25 protein-coding genes and 2 pseudogenes are annotated in these 20,943 nt (G+C 60.6%); 4 read left to right on the top strand and 23 right to left on the bottom strand.

Annotation, left to right across the window (positions count from 1 at the left end; genetic code table 11):
- Positions 1-13 precede the first annotated feature (13 nt).
- The 19 genes from IE00_RS18025 to IE00_RS17940 all read right to left on the bottom strand — a co-directional run bounded on the left by IE00_RS18025 (position 14) and on the right by IE00_RS17940 (position 13,101).
- On the bottom strand, positions 14-2,350 hold the full coding sequence (locus IE00_RS18025) for a heavy metal translocating P-type ATPase (RefSeq protein WP_072298577.1): 2,337 nt from the start codon (positions 2,348-2,350) through the stop codon (positions 14-16).
- A 70-nt stretch (positions 2,351-2,420) separates the two neighbouring features.
- Positions 2,421-2,906, bottom strand: a complete 486-nt coding sequence (locus IE00_RS18020; RefSeq protein WP_072298576.1) for a DUF305 domain-containing protein — start codon at positions 2,904-2,906, stop codon at positions 2,421-2,423.
- Between the two features lie 163 nt (positions 2,907-3,069).
- Positions 3,070-3,831, bottom strand: a complete 762-nt coding sequence (locus IE00_RS18015) for a MauE/DoxX family redox-associated membrane protein (protein ID WP_045983760.1) — start codon at positions 3,829-3,831, stop codon at positions 3,070-3,072.
- Positions 3,832-3,840: 9 nt separating this feature from the next.
- On the bottom strand, positions 3,841-4,296 hold the full coding sequence (locus IE00_RS18010; protein ID WP_240493997.1) for a DUF411 domain-containing protein: 456 nt from the start codon (positions 4,294-4,296) through the stop codon (positions 3,841-3,843).
- Positions 4,293-4,754, bottom strand: a complete 462-nt coding sequence (gene cueR, locus IE00_RS18005) for a Cu(I)-responsive transcriptional regulator (RefSeq protein WP_072298574.1) — start codon at positions 4,752-4,754, stop codon at positions 4,293-4,295. Before cueR ends, IE00_RS18010 begins: the two co-directional genes overlap by 4 nt.
- Positions 4,755-4,890: 136 nt before the next feature.
- Positions 4,891-5,376, bottom strand: a complete 486-nt coding sequence (locus tag IE00_RS18000; RefSeq protein ID WP_072298573.1) for a DUF305 domain-containing protein — start codon at positions 5,374-5,376, stop codon at positions 4,891-4,893.
- Positions 5,377-5,731: 355 nt separating this feature from the next.
- Positions 5,732-6,013 (bottom strand): copper-binding protein, encoded by a 282-nt coding sequence (locus IE00_RS20285; protein WP_072298572.1) that lies wholly within the window; start codon positions 6,011-6,013, stop codon positions 5,732-5,734.
- A 17-nt stretch (positions 6,014-6,030) separates the two neighbouring features.
- Positions 6,031-6,510, bottom strand: coding sequence for a plastocyanin/azurin family copper-binding protein (locus tag IE00_RS20280; RefSeq protein WP_072298571.1), 480 nt, complete (start codon positions 6,508-6,510; stop codon positions 6,031-6,033).
- Between the two features lie 34 nt (positions 6,511-6,544).
- Positions 6,545-7,912, bottom strand: a complete 1,368-nt coding sequence (locus IE00_RS17985) for a multicopper oxidase family protein (protein WP_072298570.1) — start codon at positions 7,910-7,912, stop codon at positions 6,545-6,547.
- Complete coding sequence (locus IE00_RS17980) at positions 7,909-9,312, bottom strand: TolC family protein (RefSeq protein WP_072298569.1); 1,404 nt, start codon at positions 9,310-9,312, stop codon at positions 7,909-7,911. The genes IE00_RS17985 and IE00_RS17980 overlap by 4 nt, the downstream gene beginning before the upstream one ends.
- Positions 9,309-9,527, bottom strand: a complete 219-nt coding sequence (locus IE00_RS17975) for a hypothetical protein (protein WP_072298568.1) — start codon at positions 9,525-9,527, stop codon at positions 9,309-9,311. The genes IE00_RS17980 and IE00_RS17975 overlap by 4 nt, the downstream gene beginning before the upstream one ends.
- A 72-nt stretch (positions 9,528-9,599) precedes the next feature.
- Positions 9,600-10,007: a hypothetical protein gene (locus IE00_RS17970; RefSeq protein WP_072298567.1), complete on the bottom strand. Its 408-nt coding sequence runs from the start codon at positions 10,005-10,007 to the stop codon at positions 9,600-9,602.
- Between the two features lie 114 nt (positions 10,008-10,121).
- Positions 10,122-10,655, bottom strand: coding sequence for a murein L,D-transpeptidase family protein (locus IE00_RS17965; protein WP_072298566.1), 534 nt, complete (start codon positions 10,653-10,655; stop codon positions 10,122-10,124).
- A gap of 26 nt (positions 10,656-10,681) precedes the next feature.
- The gene (locus IE00_RS17960) at positions 10,682-11,158 is read right to left on the bottom strand and encodes a DUF411 domain-containing protein (RefSeq protein ID WP_072298565.1); all 477 of its coding nucleotides are present in this window, start codon (positions 11,156-11,158) and stop codon (positions 10,682-10,684) included.
- 73 nt (positions 11,159-11,231) lie between these two features.
- A complete protein-coding gene (locus IE00_RS17955; protein ID WP_240493993.1) occupies positions 11,232-11,681 on the bottom strand; it encodes a cytochrome c in 450 nt (149 codons plus the stop codon).
- A 14-nt stretch (positions 11,682-11,695) separates the two neighbouring features.
- Complete coding sequence (locus tag IE00_RS20795) at positions 11,696-11,824, bottom strand: hypothetical protein (RefSeq protein WP_256374832.1); 129 nt, start codon at positions 11,822-11,824, stop codon at positions 11,696-11,698.
- Positions 11,825-12,062: 238 nt separating this feature from the next.
- Positions 12,063-12,404 (bottom strand): hypothetical protein, encoded by a 342-nt coding sequence (locus IE00_RS17950; RefSeq protein WP_072298563.1) that lies wholly within the window; start codon positions 12,402-12,404, stop codon positions 12,063-12,065.
- Positions 12,405-12,539: 135 nt separating this feature from the next.
- Positions 12,540-12,815, bottom strand: coding sequence for a type II toxin-antitoxin system mRNA interferase toxin, RelE/StbE family (locus tag IE00_RS17945; RefSeq protein WP_072298562.1), 276 nt, complete (start codon positions 12,813-12,815; stop codon positions 12,540-12,542).
- Positions 12,808-13,101: a type II toxin-antitoxin system RelB/DinJ family antitoxin gene (locus tag IE00_RS17940; RefSeq protein ID WP_072298561.1), complete on the bottom strand. Its 294-nt coding sequence runs from the start codon at positions 13,099-13,101 to the stop codon at positions 12,808-12,810. The genes IE00_RS17945 and IE00_RS17940 overlap by 8 nt, the downstream gene beginning before the upstream one ends.
- Before the next feature lie 617 nt (positions 13,102-13,718).
- Here IE00_RS17940 and IE00_RS17935 point away from each other — a divergent pair.
- Both IE00_RS17935 and IE00_RS20275 read left to right on the top strand, forming a co-directional pair.
- A pseudogene (locus IE00_RS17935) lies at positions 13,719-15,080 on the top strand (ISKra4 family transposase).
- Positions 15,077-15,247, top strand: coding sequence for a hypothetical protein (locus tag IE00_RS20275; RefSeq protein ID WP_170864205.1), 171 nt, complete (start codon positions 15,077-15,079; stop codon positions 15,245-15,247). Before IE00_RS17935 ends, IE00_RS20275 begins: the two are co-directional and overlap by 4 nt.
- A 298-nt stretch (positions 15,248-15,545) precedes the next feature.
- Here the strand turns inward: IE00_RS20275 and IE00_RS17930 are convergent, their stop codons facing one another.
- The 3 genes from IE00_RS17930 to hmpA form a co-directional block, all read right to left on the bottom strand.
- The gene (locus IE00_RS17930; protein ID WP_072298560.1) at positions 15,546-17,009 is read right to left on the bottom strand and encodes a DUF305 domain-containing protein; all 1,464 of its coding nucleotides are present in this window, start codon (positions 17,007-17,009) and stop codon (positions 15,546-15,548) included.
- Between the two features lie 119 nt (positions 17,010-17,128).
- The gene (locus IE00_RS17925) at positions 17,129-17,431 is read right to left on the bottom strand and encodes a DUF6522 family protein (RefSeq protein ID WP_072298559.1); all 303 of its coding nucleotides are present in this window, start codon (positions 17,429-17,431) and stop codon (positions 17,129-17,131) included.
- A 28-nt stretch (positions 17,432-17,459) separates the two neighbouring features.
- Positions 17,460-18,650 carry an NO-inducible flavohemoprotein gene (gene hmpA, locus IE00_RS17920; protein ID WP_072298558.1) on the bottom strand — a complete coding sequence of 397 codons (1,191 nt, stop codon included), beginning with the start codon at positions 18,648-18,650 and terminating at the stop codon, positions 17,460-17,462.
- A 78-nt stretch (positions 18,651-18,728) separates the two neighbouring features.
- Between hmpA and IE00_RS17915 the strand changes: the two genes are divergently transcribed.
- Both IE00_RS17915 and IE00_RS17910 read left to right on the top strand, forming a co-directional pair.
- Entirely contained in the window at positions 18,729-19,145 is a 417-nt protein-coding gene (locus IE00_RS17915) for an Rrf2 family transcriptional regulator (protein WP_072298557.1), read from the top strand.
- 95 nt (positions 19,146-19,240) lie between these two features.
- Positions 19,241-20,359 (top strand): HPP family protein, encoded by a 1,119-nt coding sequence (locus tag IE00_RS17910; protein ID WP_170864204.1) that lies wholly within the window; start codon positions 19,241-19,243, stop codon positions 20,357-20,359.
- A gap of 149 nt (positions 20,360-20,508) precedes the next feature.
- Here the strand turns inward: IE00_RS17910 and IE00_RS17905 are convergent.
- A pseudogene (locus IE00_RS17905) lies at positions 20,509-20,937 on the bottom strand (IS5 family transposase); the annotation flags it as partial.
- Positions 20,938-20,943 lie beyond the last annotated feature (6 nt).

Raw genomic sequence — 20,943 nt, 5'->3', positions numbered from 1 at the left:
CCTTTTTGTTTTCTTAGAGATCAACCCGCCGCAGGCGGAGGGCGTTGGTGATAACCGAGACGGAGGACAGGCTCATCGCCGCCGCTGCGATCATTGGCGAGAGCAGAAGGCCGGTGACGGGGTAAAGCAGACCCGCCGCGATCGGCACGCCAAATGCATTGTAGGCGAAGGCAAAAAACAGGTTCTGCTTGATGTTGCGCAACGTCGCCCGCGCCAGCTTGCGGGCTCGGACGATGCCCATCAGGTCACCACCCAGAAGGGTTATCCCGGCACTCTCCATGGCCACGTCAGCGCCCGTGCCCATGGCGATGCCGACATCGGCAGCGGCCAGCGCAGGCGCGTCGTTCACCCCGTCACCTGCCATGGCGATCTTGTGACCCTCGCGGCGCAACTGATCGATCAGGTCTTTTTTGGCCTCTGGAAGAACGCCTGCCCGTACCTCGTCAATGCCCAGCTTGCTCGCCACCGCCTGTGCCGTCCGCTCGTTATCACCCGTCGCCATGATGACACGTAGCCCCTGTACGTGGAGTTCGCGGATCGCTTGCGCGGTACTTTCCTTGATTGGGTCAGCGACCGCCACGATGCCGGCCAGGGCACCATCGACAGCGATGAACATTGCCGTCTTGCCCTCGGCGCGCAGGGTGTTTGCCTTCGCTTCGGCTGCGCCCGTGTCCAGTCCCATCTCCTGCATCATCGCCGCGTTGCCGAGCGCCACTGCCCGTCCGCCAACCGTGCCGCGCACGCCTTTGCCGGTGACAGCCTCAAAATCCAACGCTTCTTGCCGCACGGCACCCTGCGCCTCTGCGCCCTCCACGATTGCCTCGGCCAGCGGGTGTTCCGAGCCGCGCTCAAGCGCTGCCGCCAGTGACAGCAAGTCCGCTTCGGCCACATCCGCGAGTGCCACGGTATCCGTCAGCTTCGGCTTGCCCATGGTCAGCGTACCGGTCTTGTCGACAATCAGTGTATCAACCCCCGCCATCCGCTCCAGCGCCTCGGCATCCTTGATCAGCACACCGGCCTGTGCGCCGCGCCCTGCCGCGGTGGTGATCGAAATCGGCGTGGCCAACCCAAGGGCGCAGGGGCAGGCGATGATCAGCACTGACACGGCCGAGGCGATGGCAAAGACCAGCGAGGGCTCGGGGCCGAAAATCAGCCAGACGACGAAGGCGAAGATTGCGATACCGACCACCGTTGGCACGAACACTGCCGAGACCCGATCGGCCATCCCCTGGATCGGTGCGCGGGACCGCCGCGCGTTCGAGACCATCGCCACGATCTGCGCAAGAACCGTGTCGGCGCCGACCTTGCCCGCTTCGATCACGAGGCTGCCGTTCTTGTTGATCGTGGCCCCGGTCACTGCATCGCCTGAACTTTTCTCCACCGGCATCGACTCGCCGGTCAGCATGCTCTCGTCCAGGGATGAGCGGCCCTCGATCACTATGCCGTCCACCGGCACCGCATCGCCCGGGCGCACGCGGAGCCGGTCACCTTCCATGATGTTTTCCAAAGGCGCGTCATATTCCGAGCCATCCGGCAGGATACGCCGCGCGGTCTTTGGTGCGAGATCGAGCAGCGCTCGAATAGCATCCCCAGTGCGTTCTCGTGCCCGCAATTCCAGAACCTGACCCACGAAGACCAAAGCCACGATCACCACGGCCGCCTCGTAGTAGGTGCCGACACCATGACCCATTCGGTAGGCATCGGGAAATACGCCGGGCAGGAAAGTCGCGACGAGCGAATAGAGATAGGCCGCGCCCACGCCAAGACTGATCAACGTCCACATGTTCGGTGATCGGTTCAAAAGTGAATCCCAACCACGCCTGAAGAATGGCAAAGCGGCCCAGAGGATGATTGGCGTCGCCAGAGCGAATTCGAGATAGCTTGCGACCTGATGACCAATCCAGTCCCGCACCGGCAAAGCGACCAATTCGCCCATTGTCAGGATGATCAGCGGCACTGCGGCGGCGGCTGAAATCCACATGCGCCGTGTGAAGTCGGTCAGTTCCTCGCTTGGCTCGTCCGAGGGCAGCATCGGTTCGAGCGCCATCCCGCAGATCGGGCAGTCGCCCGGCACATCACGGACAATCTCGGGATGCATCGGACAGGTATACTGAGCGTTGGCCGGAGCAGCCTTCTTTTTTCCAGCTGCGCGGCCAGAGGCGTAGAACCAAGGATCTGCCTTGAACCTGGCCTTGCATTTCTCCGAGCAGAAATGAAACGTCTTGTCTCCAAACACCGCTCGACGTCCGTCAGGCTTGACCGCAACCGTCATCCCGCAGACCGGGTCCTTTGCCGTCTCGGTCCCCGCAGGGATGTCTGGCGACGCGTGATGATGATGATCGTGATCCATGTCCTGCCAACTTTCTACTGATTTTCTTCCATCTACGATGCCCGGCGAGTGACACCCTCATTTGAGTGCTTCAGTTAGCCTCGACGCGGCGAGTGCCTGCGGGAGCGTCGCCATTCGCCTCGATATCGGCGATGTACCTTTTCATTTCTTCGATCTCGTTGCGCTGCGCATCGATGATCGCGTCAGCAAGGTCCCGGACCCTTGGATCGGAAATATCCGCGCGCTCACTGGTCAGGATAGCGATGGAATGGTGAGGGATCATTGCCTTCATCCAGGCAAGATCCTCGACCGTCTCCTGGCTTCGCACCAGCCAGAGGGACAGAACAAATGCAAAACCGGCACCGACGAAGATCGCAATGTTTTTCTTCCGATCGGAATACATGCCCAACATGAAGGCGAGCATGATGACCGCCATGACCGATCCCATGTAAATCGCCATCCACATGCGGGTCTGCGAAAACGCGATGTGATCAATCGAGTAGGTATTGAGATACATCAGTCCATACATGACGATAGTGGAGGTCGCGATCATCGCGAAAAAGCGGCCATATCCCATGATATGTCTCCGTTTCTATTTTAGGTTTCTCTTGAAGCTGGAACATTGAGGCTGTGCCTCATGGTCGGAATGATCCATTTTCATCTTCGGCTACAGGCACAGTAGAACTTTTTGCCTGCAGCCGTTTGCGCTGCAAAGCGCGGCTCTTTATCGAATAGCGTGCTCAATGCCCGAGCATCGTAACCTTGATCAGCATCCAGATGGCCATGGCGATCATCATCAGGTTCTCGGTCAGCGAGACGAAGCCGAGCGGCACGTTGCTGTCACCACCGACGCAGGCGCATTTGATCTCTCGCTTGTCGATGTAGACCGCCTTGTAAACCGACACAGCGCCAATGGTGCCGATGAAGAGGGCCACCGGGATCGACAGCCACATCAGCGCGCCCGCGACCATCAGGACGCCCGCCAGCCCTTCGGCGAAGGGATAGACGTAGCCGTAACGAACCCACCTCTGGGCCAGCAGGTCATAGTTGAGGAACATCGTGGCGAAACTTTCCACGTCCTTCAGCTTCTGCAGGGCCAGCAGACACATGGCGAAGGCCACAAACCATTCCGCCGCAGCCACAGTGGTCAGCTGACCGAACGCCGCCCAGCTGGTCGCCAAGGCCATGGCGGCAGCCATGGCAAACAGCGCGATCACCGGTCGGTAGGTCGTCGCGCTCTTGTCGCGCACGGTCTTGCCGAAATGACGCCGCAGATCGTCATAGCCACCGATCCGCTGGTCGCCGATGAAGGTCTGCGGCGTGGTCTGGACGTCATGCTGCTCCTTGAAGGCATCGACCTCGGCACGGGTCGTCAGATGATGGTCCTCGACGCGATAGCCCTGCCGTTTGAGCAGGTCGAGCGACTTGAGCCCGTAGGGGCACATGTGCTTGGTCATCACCATGCGGTGGAGGGTGGCCGTCCTGGGCGCTGCAGGTGTCATGGGGAAACCTCAATATCTTGCGAAGACGCTGTTGCCGGAATCGCCCCAGAGAATGACCTCGAAAGGCTCGGAATGGCCGCCCATTTCCATGCCGGGCGAACCGATCGGCATGTCAGGAACGGCCAGACCACCCGCATCAGGGCGCTGATCCAGCAAAATGCGGATGGCATCAGCCGGAACATGGCCCTCGATTACATAGCCGTCGACGAGGGCCGTGTGGCAGGACCGAAGAGATTGAGGAACAGCCTGCTCATCCTTGAAGGCCTCGACGTCGTCGGACAGGGTTTCTTCTACTATGAAACCGCTTTGCCGCAGATGATCGATCCAGGCTCCGCAACAGCCGCAATCGGGTGATCGAACCACTGCGATCAGGGTGTCTTGGGGTGTGGACACCGCCCCCAGCACCGATGTTGCGGGAATAAGGACCGCGGTGAGCGTTCCGATGAACAGACGTCTGTCGATCACGATGTGATCCTTTCGTTGAGGTTAGCGTGGGGACCGGCATGATGTGAGCATCTGCCCGAGGCAGGGAATGCTTCCGTTTCCAGATTATGCAGGATCGGGCAGTCCGGGCGCTCGTTTCCGGCACAGGATCGCACCAGCGTCTCCAACGTGTCGGCCATGTCCGCCAGGTGGGTAATCTTGTGGCGGAGATCCTGGACCCGGGCTTGTGCCAGCGCTTTCACATCGGCGCTGCGCCGGTCGGTGTTGCGCCACAGATCCAACAGGCCGGTGATTTCGCTGATCGGAAAGCCCAGATCCCGCGACCGTGCAATGAACCGAAGCATGTGAATGTCTGCATCGGCGTAGTTGCGATACCCCGAGGCTGTGCGCGCAGCTTGGGGGATCAAGCCGATCTGCTCGTAGTAACGGATCATCTTGGCCGACACACCCGAGAGGGCAGAGGCGTCTCCAATATTCATGGGCTGGACTCCGTTCGTTGTATGGAACAGATATGGGGCTTCCCATAATGGGAAGGTCAAGAGCGGCCGCGGGTCTTTTTTTGATGGTCTTTAGCAGAGAACCGCGCGGCATCATGCCGCGCGGTTCAAGGCAGGCTCAGTTGGCGTTCTCAGCCAGCCAGGTGGTCATTTCCTCGATCTCACCGACTTGGGCGGCGATGATCTCACCCGCAAGTTCGATCATCTCAGCGTCTTCGCCATGCTCAAGAAGAACCTGGGCCATGTCGATGGCACCCTGATGGTGGGCAATCATCCCGCAAGCAAAGGCCACGTCGGCATCTTCGTTCATCATGCCGTCATGCATGGCAGGCATCGTGACCATCATGCGACGCATGTTCTCCTGAACATGTTCCGGCATGGTTGCCAAATCCACGCCATCCATCCCCATCATGGCGCCCATGCCGTCAGACTGCGCGTCGCCGCCCATCTTTGACCCGTCCATGCTTTTAGCGGGCATATCACTGGCTGTTGCGGCCATGGCGCACTGCTCAGGCATCTGGAATTCAGCGTCCTGAGCAAAGACGGGCGCAGTAAGGCTGGTCGCAGCAATCGCTGCGGCAATAAGGATCTTAACAGAACTCATCTTAGTCCTCCGTAAATTTGAGACATATGACGATGCTAAGCCTGTTGCTCAGAAAACTGAAACATGCCTGACGACATCGTCAGGGCTCAACCCTGCCCTACCCAGTTCCTTTGAGGACATGATACGCCCTGCCGGAACCGGTATCGTGTTTGTGGGGCGAGCCAGTCTTGACGAAGGCTCTGGTCTCTCCGGCGTGTTATCCACGGAAACTGATATTCCGCCCCCAGCATTTGGATTTGATCCTCTTGTGCTATGACTTGCTTCCTCAGCATAACCGACGCTTGCAGTGATACTGGCAGCCGCCAGTACGGACATGAACAACGTTCTCATTCTATAACCTCCAGCGCTTTCTGATTTATTCCAGAATTTCGGTAATGGTCAGCTTGCCGTTCACACGGTCGGCGGCGAAGCGGATGGCGGCACCCTCACTCAGGCCCTCGAGCATTTCCGGCTCCGCGACCTGGAAGACCATCTTCATGGCCGGCATATCCAGGTTCTTCAGCTCCTCATGATCGACGGTCACCTTGCTCCACTGGGTGTCGACCTTGGTGACGGTCCCATTGGTGATGTGTGTGTCAGCAAAGGCGCCTCCAGCAGAAAGGATCAGCGCAGCGGCAGTCAGTTGGATAAGTTTCATGGTCAGGTCCTCGCGGTTCAGGATTCGGTGACGTTCAGGGGGCCGTGCATACCGGACTCGTAATGGCCCAGCATCAGGCAGGCGAATTCGTATTCGCCCTCGTTTTCGAAGGTCCAAAGGATCTCGCCGGTCTCGCCCGGCTGAAGACGGACCGCGTTCGGGTCGTCATGTTCCATCTCGGGGAACCGCGCCATCAGCTCCTTGTGCTCGGCATTGGCCTCGACGGTATCCATGACGAACTCATGTTCCAGCTCGCCATCGTTGGTAATGACCAGACGGACGGTTTCACCGGACGCAAAGGACAGTTCGGAAGGCTCGAAAATCATCGTGCCCTCTTCGGTCTCCCGCATCGAGATCTCGACGGATTTCATGTCCGCGGCGCCTTCGGCGGCCGGGGCCCCCATGGCATATTCGTCATGGCCGCCTTCATGGGTTCCGGCTGCAATAGCGAGGGCCGGGAAAAGGGTAATAGCAGTCACCAGCATCAACGATTTCATCACGTTTTCCTTTGTGTTGCTCGATAGGGTCAGATCAGCCCAAGCGCTTGCCGCCGCGCGGCGTCAGGATGGTCTTGGGGCTGTAGTTGCTGGCATGTTCGGGCAACTCGCCCGTCCACTCCCATGCCTGCGTACCGGGGGGGTTCTCGAACCAGCCCGGATCGGAATAATCGTCAGGGGCGATGCCTTCGCGGACCTTCATGACAGAGAACATGCCGCCCATCTCCAGCGGACCATGTGGACCCCAGCCTGCCATCATCGGAATGGTGTTTTCGGGAATTTCCATGGACATCTCGCCCATGTCACCCATACCTGCTGTTCCCATTGACATGTATCCGGGCTGGTGCCTGCGAACCATGTCGGTGACGCGGGTCTTGTTAGCGCCGATGATCGTGGGCAGTTCGTGACCCATGGCGTTCATGGTGTGGTGTGACTTGTGGCAGTGGAACGCCCAGTCCCCTTCATGAACGGCATCGAATTCGTAGGCACGCATCGCGCCTACAGGAATATCGATGCTGACCTCAGGCCAGCGGGCCTCCGGCCGGACCCATCCTCCATCCGTGCAGGTCACCTCGAAATCATAGCCATGCATGTGGATGGGGTGATTGGTCATTGTCAGATTGCCGACACGCACTCGGACACGGTCGCCTTTGCTGGCGACAAGTGGGTCAATGTCCGGGAAAATGCGGCTGTTGAAGGTCCACAGGTTGAAATTCGTCATCTCGGCAACGCGCGGGATATAGGTCCCGGGGTCGATGTCATAGGCGGCCAACAAAATCCCGAAATCCCGATCCACGGGCATGAAGGCCGGGTCACGCGGATGCACGATGAACAGCCCCATCATGCCCATGGCCATCTGGACCATCTCATCGGCATGAGGATGGTACATGAAGGTCCCCGATTTCACGAGATCGAACTCGTACACGAACGTCTTGCCCGAAGGGATGCCGGGATGGCTAAGGCCGGACACGCCGTCCATTCCGGAAGGCAGGATCATGCCGTGCCAGTGTACGGACGTGTGTTCGGGCAGGCGGTTTGTCACATAGATGCGGACCCGCTCGCCCTCGATGGCCTCGATCGTTGGACCAGTGGACTGGCCGTTATAGCCCCACAGGCGCGCAATCATCCCATCGGCCATGACCCGTTCAACCGGCTCCGCGACGAGGTGAAATTCTTTGACGTTGCCGTTCATCCGATAGGGCAGTGACCAGCCATTCAGCGTGACGATCGGGTTGTATTCGATCCCGGACGTCGGTCGCGGCGGCACCTGCGTATAGGGACTGTCGGTACGAGCCGCTTCGGGCAGATCGCGAAACCGCGTTTCCGCCTGGCCCATGTTGACGGTCAAGGCCGCTGCCCCTGCCCCGATGCCCGCACCCATCAATTGTCTGCGATTCATCATTCGTCCTCTCCATTGTCACTTGCGCCACCCCAGATCGCGGCGGTGGCATCCGCCTCGGCGAGCCAATAGTCGCGCTTCGCCTCGGCAGCGCTTAGCTGCGAGTCCAACCCTTCACGGGCATCGTTCAGAAGCTCGAAGGTGGAGGTCAGCATGCCGTTGTAGCTCAGCAGCGCCTGCTCATCGATTTCGCGGCGCAAGGGCAGGACCTGGTCGCGCCAGTGCAGGGCGATCTGATGCTTGCCCGTGACCGCCGTATAGGCGGACCGTGCCTCAGACCTGGCATTGATCGCCGACTGCGCCAGCGTATTGGCCGAGCGCTGGTATTCGAGCTTGCCGCGCCGTGAAATCAGGCCGCTGGTGTCGTAAACCGGAATGCTGAAGGCGACGTCGACCACCGGTGAGCGTTCGTTCTCTCCATCTTCACGCTCGATTTCGACGCCCGCCGCGACCTCCGCATCGGACAGCATCCGGGTCTGGCCGTTCAGCTTGTAGCGGGCTGCCACGGCCTCCAGCTCCAGCCGGCCCGCAGCCAGGTCGATACGGTTTTCCAGCGCCATCCGTTCGATATTGGAACGGTTCGGCGCGCTTCCCGGAAGCGCCGGCAGGCTGTCGGGAACATAGAACTCTGTCCCTGTGCCCCACAGGCCCAGAAGGCGAACCAGCTTCTCTTTGGCAATTTGTGCTTCCAGCCTTGCCTCGGCTCTTTCGGCTGCCAATTCTGCATTAAACACATGTTCCCGTGCCTGGTCGGCCCGGCTCAGCGCGCCTGTTTCTCCAAGTTCTGAGGCCAACTCGGATGCCGCATCCGCAGCGCCTTGGGCTTGACCGATTAGTCCGGCGGCCTCGAACGCGCCGACGGCCTCGATCCAGGTGCGGCGGGTTTCATGCGCCAGCGCCAGGGTCTCGCCTGCGGCGCCCAGTTGCGCTTGCCGGAATTCCAGATCGGCTGCCCGCGTCCGGGATTTCTTCGTGACCATGTCCAGAATTGAGGACGCCACCGTGCCTTCCACGGACCGGGTGACATCACCGCTGACCAGCCCGGACACAGAGATGCCGACGCTTGGTACCGGCCCGAGAGCTGTCTCCCACAGGTCTGCCGCAGACATGCCCAGGTCAGCATAACTGGCCTGCAGGCCGGGGTTGTTCAGAAGCGCCACCTGCACGGCCTGTTCAGCACTGATCGTCTTCCCCTGAACGATGGCGCGCACACGTTGTGCATGAGCCTGCCGTTCAGCCGGGGTCTGAAGCCAGGCCGCCTCTGCCCCCGTCGCCTGCCGGGAGATCCCGGCAACAGTCTCGAACCCTGCCCGCTCGCCGCGGGCCTTGCTCATGGTTGCCGTATCCGCGCAGGCCGTCAGCAGCAGCAGCGCGCCCATCGATAGTCCCAATGCCGTCTTCATTCGACACCCGGGCCTTGCGCATTGTTCAGATCGGTCCAGTTTCCCGGCTCCTGAACACTACGGCTTCGATAGGTGATGGCAGGACCGGCCTGCAGGGTCGAGACCGGCGATGCGGTATCGGCGACCGTGACAAGCCCGGCGGACGTATCCAAAGGCGCCAGCGGGGCGCAAGCCGCCGCAACGAGCGGCATCGCAGCCGCAAACAGAAGTTTCATGTGATGAATCCGCTTTTAGATCAGAAGGATGGTCGCCGCGGCCCGTTCAGGCGTCGGCTTGCAACGTTCGGATCAGGCCCGCGGAGGGCGGCGCAGTCCTTCGGAAACAGTCAGCTCCACCAGCGGGGCCGTGCGGACGGCATCTAGAGTCTGGCTGATCAAAAAGGCCTCGGCCACATCGCTGGAACTCAGAGATGCTGTAACCGGGCAGGCATGGGCCTTGCAGTGCGATCCATGTCCTTCGGAAGACGTGTCTTCGTCATGCACATGGTCTTCGACGACGACAGTGTTCTGGAATGAGTGGTCTGAACTGTCACCTGTGAGGTGCCTGGTATGATCGTCCCACCCATCGGCGGACGCGGCCGTCAACATCATGTCGCACTTTAGATCCATCGACGCGTTTCCAGCGGATACAGTGACGCCCATCGAGACCAAGGTCACGATGAAGATCATAGCAAACTGGCGCAGGACGTGGATCATAGGTGTTGTCTAATAGGGTGAAAGTTAGACATCAATGAATTTCCAGCGCCTTTCGCAGGAATGTTACCGCCTCGGCCATCTGATGCCGTTGCTCGAACGCGATCATTCAGAGCCCTATACATAAAGCATCACCGGGATACCCGGCTGCAGCATTGCGTAGACATCCTCGATTTCCTGATCGGTCAGGGCAAGGCACCCGGCTGTCCAATCTCGGTTGCGTGGTGCGAGGGCGTTCCCCTCCGGGCCCCGCCCGTGGAACATGATGTCGCTCCCTGCACTACGACCAAACTGTGCGGCGTACGCCTTGTCCTGTTCGTTGGGGTAGGAAATGCCAACAGACAGGTGATACCTGCTGCGCGGGTTGAAGCGGTCGATGAAATACAGCCCCTCGGGCGTCTTTCCGTCACCTTCGAACTGCTTGGGGCCAACCGGCTGGTTGCCCAGCCCGAAATCATAGGATCGCAAGACTGTCTGGCCGTTCAGCAGGTGCATCCGGCGTTGGCCCTTGTAGACAGCCACCTGTGTTACCGGCGGGCCGGAGTATCGCTTGAATTGCGGTGCAGGGGCCGAGCTGGGCCCTGACGATCCGCATGCAGCAAGGGATGCGAGCATAGCCAGCGACGCATGTCGGCGATTAAAGGTTATCATAGAGAGAGCTCCTTGGAGATCATGCTTCAGGCCGACGCAGCGGCGTATCGGTTAAAGATTGTGTGGCTTCCATCCTTGAGCACGAGCAGGACATCATAAGCCTCACGGCGGCTTTCCGGGCCCATTCCGGGGCTGCCGTAGGGCATGCCCGGAACGGTCAGGCCAAGGGCGTCGGGACGCTCTTGAAGCAATTTGCGGATATCGGTGGCTGGGACATGTCCTTCCACGAAATAGCCCTCGACCGACCCGGTGTGACAAGACGTCAGGTCGATGGGAACGCCGAGGTCGATCTTGTGCTGCATGAGAAGCGTGCCGAAACGCTCCTCACTCGTGACCTGAAAGCCGGCATTCTGAAGGTGCTGTGTCCATTGCCGACAGCATTCGCACCCCCTGCCCTCCACGACATGGATGGCGGTGGAAACAACAGGTAGCTGCCCGAATGCAGGCAGTGCGGTTACGGCGGCGGCGGCACATAACACGAAGCGACGGGTGACGAAGTTCAACGCCGATCCTCCCAGAAAAGGCGGCCAGGGGCCGCCGACAGGCTTGTGGATTTTGCTGCAATCATTCTTCCGGTCACTCACGGTCGGAGACCTCGGCCTGATACTCGTATTGGCGCTTGGGCCATGTGCTTTTGATGTAGGCCAGGGTGGCGCGGATTTCCGCATCCGTCAGAATGCCCTCGAAGGCCGGCATGTCGCTCTCATAGCCAGGCACGACACCACTGATCCCCAGCTTGGTCAGTGTGAACAGCTGATTGTCGGAGTGGTGCCATGTATGCCCCGTTTCGTCATGGGGCGGTGCCGGCATCCGCCCGTTCTCCAGCGTACGTTTCCAGTCGGGCTGTCCTTCGAGGTCCGGGCCGTGGCATGACGCGCAATTTTGCGCGTAGAGTTCGTTTCCTTGCGCGATCTCTTGTGCCGTGACAGGAACGCCCAGAAAAGCAACTTCAGCTTTTTCGGACCGATTGACCTGTGCAAAAGCCGCCACGGCCGCCACACCGGCAAATGACAGCCCGGCGAGCATCAAGACCCGTGATCTCATGCCGGTCCCCGCAGGTACTTGAGAAGGGCAGCGATGCTCAGGACCAGGATGGCCAGGATAAGAAGCGCAAAGAGCCCGCAGCCCAGCATCATCAGGCCCGCCATGGGGCTATTCATCATTGTCATGCCATTTCCCTCCAAAGAGGGTGGTCAAGCCATTCTTCGCAAGCGGCATGGACCGCAGAAATCTCAGGGTAAAGCTGAGTGTATAAAGCTGCATGCAAACTTTGCTGCATAGGACACCTGACTATCTGGATTTGAAACGGAACTGCCGATCTAAAGGGATTCAGCAGTCCAGGCAGCGAGCGAGCTCAAGGGGACAAAACCTTGTGCGCAAGCGTCGCCTGCCACAGCGGCAGTCAAATCAGATGAAGGGGCGTGGGGGGCTTCGTAGCGGCAGCCAATGCAGATCACTGAACATGACATCGGCAGCCTGCCGCCTCAGGAGGCGCCGAGCCTGTCTGAGATCAGAGGTCTGGAATTCAGGAACCGGGACGAAGCCCCCCGCCGCACAGATCAGATTGCAGCCCGCCGTTCCAATGTCACCCCTGTCGCTGCAATCCAGGCATTCGGACATGCCGGAATGTGCCATTGCCATCATGCCGTCATCGGGCACTGACGCGGGAGTCAAGGGCGCGGGCATCATCGATCCAACCGCAAATACGGTGAAGGCGACAAGAAACAGGGCCCGCAGATAGTTCTTCATAACTATCGAGTTAGCGGTATGCTGCAGAAAAATCCACGACAAGATGATCGCGTTGCCGTGACCGGATCAGGATGGATCTGACTGGGGCACCGCCGCTGAGCCGGCGCCCGCCCTCGTCTTTCAACCGATCGCTTATCAGGGCCACATCTGCGCGGCATGAAGCACGCGAAGGATCGTCACGACAGACGGCGTCTCAGCATAGATGACAATGTAGTTCGGGCGAACGACCAACTCACGTGTCCCCTGAACGCGTCCTGACCGGCACCGCTTGGGATGCATTGGAAGTTGCGCAACCTTTCCCTGAATTTCCTCCATCAGAGCAAGAGCAGCATCAGGATTGTCATCCGAGATGTAGTCGACAATTGCCATGAGGTCGGCGACCGCGAAGGCTTTCCATTCGAGTTCAGGCACCCCGTTTGCCGTCGATCAATGCCCGGGCGTCACGCATGACCTGGTCATGTGGAACGCCAGGCCGAGTGTCTGTCAGCGCTTCCTGCACCTTCGCCCGGAACCAGCTGTCATAGCTTTCAGGATTTGCAGTCAGACCGGCCGGCAGACCCCCTTCAGCCGCCACACGGGTCAGCAGGATACGGACTGCATCTGATAGGGTCAGGCCTACACCTGCCAGTGCGCTACTGGCCTGTGCCTTGAGATGATCGTCCACACGGACATGCAGCATCGAGGTATGGGTTGGCATTCAAGCCTCCTGTGTATCTCGTATGAGATACACAGTACCATAGGAAGATCAAGACTTGTTTGGTCTGATCTGGCTCAGCAGTCTGGAATGCTGCTTTAAGAATGAGACCGAAGGCATTGCAGTAATTATCGTTACGGCTTTATCCCCGATATTACCCCCGAAAAATGTGGATAAGTCCTTAGCGTCCGATGGCCGCCATGCGCGTCGATGCTGTCTTACGGCCGTGAGGCTGCTTTCCAAAAAGGTGTGGTGATCACAGTATCCGCCGATCGCGATCGCAGCTTCGAAGTGTCAAGCAAAAACGTCATTTTGACCTTTTGTCGGACCAAAAGGTCATACTGCTTTCCAGGTAGGCAAAAGCAGTGACATGCAGCCGTTCCAAAGCTGCAACGCGGATCAAAGAATGCCCGCCTCCCCTGCCCCTTTTTCAGAGTGTTCAAAAACGATCCAGACCGTGTGAAAACTCGGTGGAGTTTAAAGGGCGCCGGGCGTTCGGTGGTTGTCGCGTTGTCCTTAAAGTCGACACACGGCGCGTTGGGCGGGAGTGGACAGAACATGGGGGTCGTTGTCGGTGATCTGGCCTGTGCTAAGGTAAGCTCTTTGTATGGGGGGCTGCCATGGACGTACGGATTACAATCGAAACGACCTTCGACAACGGGGAGAAGCGCACTCATCAGCTTGACGGCATTTCTCGACCATACCGGGTGACCTGCCCAGACGGGATCGGGCTGCGCCTCGAGGATGGGAAAAGGATCCTCGAACAGATCCAGAGGGTAATCCTTTACGATCAGGTCGATGAGATCATTCGAGAAAGCCGCGTATGCCCGGATTGCGCCTCGGTTCGTGCCATTCATGACTATCGCACGCGCGATCTCGACACGCTCTTTGGGCGGGTTCGGGTCAAAGCCGCGCGCATGCGCCGCTGTTCGTGTGATGCCAGGTCAGCGGCGATGCCCGGTGGACCTATTTCTCCGCTGGCCTATTTCTTTCCAGACCGGGCTACCCCGGAGCTGCAACGGCTACATGCGGACCTTGGTTCCCGGCATACCTTTCGCGAAGCGGCGCGGCTGATGAAAAGCTTCCTCCCCTGCCATCCGCCCCATCACACCACGGTGCGTGACCGGTTGGGAAGAGTAGCCACTGGGCTCGAGAAAAGTCGAAGGGCATCAGGCGATCCCGTTGAAGCCCCGCCCAAAGGTGGTTTGACGGTTTTTCTGGACGGTGCGCATATCCGCTGTCGACCGGAGTATCAGCAGCGACACCTGGATCTTGTGGTCGGCAAGATTGAAAGTCGCAATATGTGCCGACGATTTGGCTTGGTCGCCAATGCGACGGCATCGCCAAGCAGCCGCATGCGAGAAGAGCTGTCCGACTATGGATGAAAGCCAGGCCGTCTGTTGACGGTAATCTCTGATGGCGAGCTTGCTCTCCCGAACCTCATACGGAATGCCGTGGGTGGCGACGGTCAGGTGAAACATATCCTCGACTGGTGGCACATCTCGATGCGCATTCAACATATCGAGGCCGCCGTTCAGGGTCTGGTCCAGACACCGGGGTTCACTGGAGTTCCAGTGCTGTTCCAGCGCCCCGCGAAAAGCCTCCGTTGGCGGCTTTGGCATGGCAGAGCACGGGTGGCGGAAACATATCTGAAGGCGCTGATGCATGATTGCGTCGGCCTCGGGGAAGAACCTCTGGCTGTCCGCACCGCTGCCGCTCGTGTGCAGGCCCGCTGCGAGACACTGTACACCTATCTCGCGAACAACATGGAAGCCCTTGTCGACTATGGCCGACGGTACCGTAACGGGCTGCCCATCTCGTCTTCTCGTGCCGAAGGATCAGTTGATGACATTGCCAATGCCCGCATGGGAAAGCGCAGGAGGATGCGTTGGTCGCCCAAAGGGGCTCACCGAGTAGCCGTCACAAGGGCCGCAGTTCTCGATGGTCGGCTGACCGTCGCAAACAGAAAACGCCCCGCATGACCCCCATGTTCTGTCTACTCCCCGAGGATGTGACGGATGATGAGGCCGAGAAGATCGTGGCCTTCCTCGGCAGCCTTACCGGCGACGTTCCCGAAGTCACGCTGCCTGCTCTTCCCGTGGAAACGAAAGCGACGCCGCGACCAGTGAGCGAAGGGCTACCACAATAGAGTCTGCACCCGACCGGGTGGTTCGGAGACAATGTTGATGCGGCAATGCCATCAGGCCTCGCCGCATCCGCGATGGCCGGCAACTTTTCGCGCCAAGGCTCTCGAGAAAGGCGCTGCCACTCTCAAAAGACGCCCTGACAGCTGAAAGCCGCCCGACTGACGGCGGGGAACTTCTCTGCCTCATCTTTCCCATTCAGGTCCCGGTCATGTTGAAGGCCGCTTTGCAGCCGAGCGCTCAGGTCTCGGTGCCGCCGATTTGTTGCCGCGGCCGGATATGCCCGGCCACGGCATGAAGATGTCAGTTGTCCGGAACCTCGACCCCACGTTCCTGCAGCCAGGCCCGCATCGCGTCGATCTCTTGCTGCTGCTCGGCAATGATGTGCCGGGCGAGTTGCATGTTCTCGGGATCGGAACCAGCAGCAAGCTGAATACGCGCCATATCGATCGCGCCTTGGTGATGAGGGATCATCCCGAGCACGAAGGCGACGTCCGGATCACTGTGGCCTAGTCCCGCCATCATCTCGTCGTGCATGCCCATCATCGACATGGCGTAGGCGTCAGAGAACGAGGCCGAACCAAGATCTGCGGGTACAGCGTTTTCAGGTAGTTGGGCACCATCGCGGAGTGTCTCCAAAGCCTGGGGCCCATGCGGATGTTCAAGTGAGTAGGAATGGGTAGCCATGCTGGCCCCGTCGACCTGCATCTCAGCCATCGTCAGCGTCTCAGTTCCGTAGAAGACAGCGTGCAAACCCCAGTAAGCCGTGATGAAGATCACGAGCGCGGAGGCCAACCCGACCGGTACGCCGATAAGTGACCGCCGGATCCAGGACCAGAAGTGCAGCTCGCGTGTATGATCAACAGCGATAACGACGATGATAGCCATAATCAGGGCATGGCCGATGAGGTCGATCCGGCCAAAGGGATAGACTGCCGAGTTAAAGATCACGAAGAGCGCGATTGCCGAAAGGCGGCGAACAAGAGGTGTGGCCAGGAGACCCAGCCCCATCGTAAACTCGGCAACGCCTGCCATGGGAATGAAGACGTCGCGCGGAAGGCCGAAGGTCAGGAAGGGCTTTTCCAGCACGAGCGGGTGGAACCACTCAGGATAGGCGAACTTCTCGAGGCTGGACCACATCAGCGCAATGGCGACACCCCAACGGAGCACTTCGAAACGATGCTTCCGCCAGTCTGGACGATCCGAGGCTTCGAGAACCAGATAGGCGGCCACGGCTACGCCCAAGGCTAAGTAATCGAGCAGGTGGAAAGGATCGTAGTCGCGCAACGCGAGCACCCAAAGGAAGATGATCCCTGCAGCCGAGAAGGGCATTGTGCGGCGCGAGACGATGCCGGCGGCAATCAGGAGCTGTACCCACGACACCCACTCCGCCGGCGTCTTGAGATCCGGCGTCAGGTAGACGCCACCGACCGAGAAGATCGCCACGAAGAAGCCGGCGATCATGATCCGGACGAAGTCGTCCAGCCGGAACCAGAGCGGGTTGGTGATCCGGTCCATTGCGGACAAGGTGCGTTCACCCGCCGTGCTGCGTTCGACGAGCCGTGTGGCGACAAAAAAGAGAAGCACGAGCGCAATGCCGGACCAGAACCACGGATCGGTGAGGGTGCGCGTGATCGGTGCCGGTGCAGCATCAACGATGTAAGGGGCGAACCACTTCACATGCGCCGTCGCCGCTGCGGGGGTGAGGATCCCGACAAGCCCAACCAACCATGCAAGGCCGGTTCTGCGGGTGGAAAGGTCAGACATCGGTAGATCCTATTTCTTCTTGTGAACGTTGAACGGCGGGCATCCGCGTTCCAGTTTGAGCGGCGCGGGCGATGCCGCGGTGTCATCGACCGCGACCCAGGCACCGTGAATGGCAATCGTCATCGCGTCATCCTCAGTTCGGTTTCTGGTGCCGATGCGGGTTCTCTTGCCTCCATCCGCAGGCGCGTTGTCGTCAGCACCTGGCCGTCACCGGCGCACGTCAACCTCACACGCCACTGAGACGATTGGAACGTCAGGCGAAGCTTGCCTTCGTCCTGACCACTGCCTCGCTCCACTCCGGTCCTGATCTTCCCGGACTTCATCAGGGCCTGAAAACCAACGACATCCAGCTCCAGCAACGGAGCGATATCGGCCGCATCGACGATGGGCTGCCCGTTTTGAAACTCTACCTTGCTTTTCATGGTGCAACCCTCCAATCCCTGTTCTCCCTTACGCCGCCAGCTGTTCGTCGGCCGGACCGAAGAACTCGAAATGGATGCGGTCGGCGGGAATGCCGGCGTCGCGCAGCCCGGCGACGAAGTGGCGCAGGAACGGGCGCGGGCCGCACAGGTAGATGTCTGCCTCGGCCAGCGGGGTGTTGGCCTGCAGCCAGTCGATGGTGATCAGGCCGCGATTGGCGCCGTCATCGGTCCCGCCCTCGTAGAACGTCTCGACCAGGACGTTGCCGTGCCGTGCCGCGGCGTCGTGGACCTGGGCCTCCAGGGCATGGTGGGCCGGGCTGTTCGTGCCGTGCACATAGAAGACTGGCACGTCGCGGTGCCGGTCGGCCATGACCTCCAGCATGCTGATGATGGGAGTCTGGCCGACGCCGCCCGACAAAAGGACCAGCGGCCGCTCTGGCGCGTCGGGCAGGTGGAAGTCGCCAGCCGGGGGCGTGGCCTCGATCACGGCACCGACGTCGACATGGTCGTGGAGGAAGCCCGAAGCCTCTCCGTCAGGCTCTCTCTTGACGGTGATCCGGTAGAACCCCGCATCCGGCGCGCTGGAGATGGAGTAGTTGCGCTTGACGCCAGGCAGACCCGCCAGGTCGAAGCGCAGGGTCAGATACTGCCCGGGGCGGTGCGGGATGACTGCGCCCCCATCCTCAGGCCGCAGGATGAACGAGACGATGCCGGCCGCCTCAACCCGTTTTTCCGCAACGCGGAAGCGCCGCCAGTCGGTCCAGCCGCCGGGCTGCGCCTCGATCTCTGCCCGGATGGCGGCCTCGCGCTCGATCAGCAGGTCGGCCAGGAACCAGTAGGCCTCGCCCCAGGCCTGGAGGATCTCCTCGGTCGCGGCATCGCCCAGGACCTCCTCGATCGCGCCCAGAAGGGCCTCGCCCACGAAGGGATAATGCTCGGGCAGGATGGCATAGCCGATGTGCTTCTGCGCGATCCGTTCCACCGCCGCGCCAAGAACCGACAGGTTCTCGATGTTCTGCGCATAGGCCAGCACCGCATGTGCCAGCGCCAGGCGTTGCGTCCCCTTCTTCTGGTTCGCCTGGTTGAACAGTGCCGCGATGTGCTCGTTCCGGAACAGGCGGCGATACATCGTCTCGGTGATCACCGGGCCGTGCTGCTCCAGCGCGGGCACCGTGGCCTTCACGACGGCGATGGTCTGCTGCGACAGGGGACGTGGCATGAGTCTCTCCTAAACATGCATTAGTAATGCATCTATAAACTCCTATACATGCGTTGGGAATACCTCTATTGTAAAAAGATGAAGTTGACCCGCTACACCGACTATGCGCTTCGCGCGCTGATCTATCTTGCCGCCAATGACGGCGGGCTGACGTCGATCCGGCAGATCGCCGATGCGCATGGGATTTCCCAGAACCACCTGATGAAGATCGTCCAGGACCTGGGGAACGCCGGCTTCATCAAGACGGTCAGGGGCCGCCATGGCGGGCTGCGGCTGGCCCGGCCGGCGGCAGAGATCACCATCGGCCAGGTCGTCCGGCATACCGAGGACGACGGCGCCATGGTCGACTGCAGCACCTGCCGCATCGCCGAAGGATGTGGCCTGCCGGCCGTCTTCGCCGAAGCCAGGGAAGCCTTCGTGACGGTCCTCGACAGGTGCCGCCTGTCAGACGTGGCGCGCACGCCGGACGCCTTCCGGCACCTCTTCGCGGTCTGAGGACCCGACCAAGGCCGCACCAATCAGCCGCAGGTCTTTCAACTGCCTCCTGTTTAGGCTTATTGGTCGATTTTCATGCAGCCAAAGACCCGGAGGTGCCGGTTTTGCTTCACGACCTGAGACATGCGCTGCGGTCCTTCGGCCCGTCCATCGCATCCGCGCCTCTGGCCGAGGCCTTGCGCGCGGGTGTGGGCGCGCTGGCGGGCCTTGCCATTGCCGGCCTCTTCGCCCTGTCGCCCGCGGTCGATGCGCAGCTGGGGCTGTACCTGATCGCCCCTTTCGGCGCGAGTTCGGTTCTGCTGTTTGCCGTGCCGAACAGCCCGCTTGCGCAGCCTTGGGCGGCGGTGGTGGGCAACACGGTCGCCGCGCTGATCGGTGTTGCCGCATGTCTTCTGGTGGCCGACCCGGCACTTCGGATCGCCGTTGCGGTCGGGGCCGCGATTACCGCCACGATCCTCTGTCGTGCGCTTCATCCCCCGGCAGGCGCCGTCGCGATGACCGCGGCCATGAGCCCCGAGGCCATCGCCGACCTGGGGTTCCGCTTTGCTGTGACGCCGGTGGCCGCGGGAACGCTGCTGCTGGTGGCACTTGCGGCACTTTATGCGCGCCTGACCGGCCGCCACTATCCCATGCGGCAGCATGACGAGCCGAACATCAACCGGACGGCGGACCCGTCGCCCAGCACGAGGATCGGCCTGTCGGAAGCGCAGCTGGTCGATCTTCTGGAACGCTATCGCCAGAACTTCAATCTCGGGGCCGAGGACCTGGCGCGACTGGTGGGCGCGGCCGAGCTGCAGGCAGCGGCACAGCGCACCGGACCCGTCACCGCCGAAAGCATCATGTCGCGCGACCTGGTGACGGTCGGCCCCGATTCTCTCGCCGAGGAGGTTGCGGCGCTGTTCCGACGGCACCGCTTCACCTCGATCCCGGTTGTCGAGGAGGGGCGCTATCTTGGCGTCATCTACCAGATCCACCTGATCGGCTCGGATGCCGACGCGCTGGCGGACAGGTTGATGCAGGCGGATGTCCCCCACGCCTCTCCCTCGACGCCGCTCGGCGCGCTGCTGCCCCTGATGTCGGATGGTGCGGTCGATGCCGTTCCCATCCTCGAAGGCAACCGGATCATCGGCATCGTGACCCGCACTGACCTGATCAGCGCACTCGCGCGGCACAGCATTTCGACCAATGATCGGGCAACCGGAATGGTAGCCTGAGGCCGGGCCAGATCTCATTCCTGCGCAGGACACAAATCGCGCGGCCTCGGCAAGCCAAATCTGCTGAGCAGCCGGTGATATCACCAGGTGTCCGCGCTTCAGAAGGATTGAAGGCACATGCAGGGTGACCAGCCTAGGGTCAGGATTCATCACCAATAGATGACGGTTGCTGCGAGGGCGATAGCCGAGAGGAAGATCTTCGGACATCTGTCATATCGCGTTGCCACGCGCCTCCAATCCTTGAGCCTGCCGAACATGATCTCGATGCGACTTCGCCGCTTGTAGCGTCGTTTGTCATACTTGACCGGCGTCTTGCGTTGCTTCCGACCGGGGATGCAAGCGCGTATCCCTTTGTCCTGCAACGCCTCTCTCAACCAGTCAGCATCATAACCGCGATCGCCAAGCAGCCATTCGACGTTTGGCAGGCCGCTGAGCAGCGCCCGTGCGCCGATATAGTCGCTCACCTGTCCGGCGGTGATGAACAGGTCGAGCGGTCGTCCCTGGCCGTCGCAAATGGCGTGCAGCTTGGTGTTCATGCCGCCTTTGGTTCGGCCGATCAGGCGACCACGCCCCCCTTTTTAATG

Source organism: Paracoccus sp. SM22M-07, assembly GCF_001887735.1.
Taxonomy (GTDB): Bacteria; Pseudomonadota; Alphaproteobacteria; order Rhodobacterales; family Rhodobacteraceae; genus Paracoccus.
The sequence above is the reverse complement of the archived record's forward strand: the minus strand, read 5'-3'. Positions and strand labels throughout refer to the sequence as shown.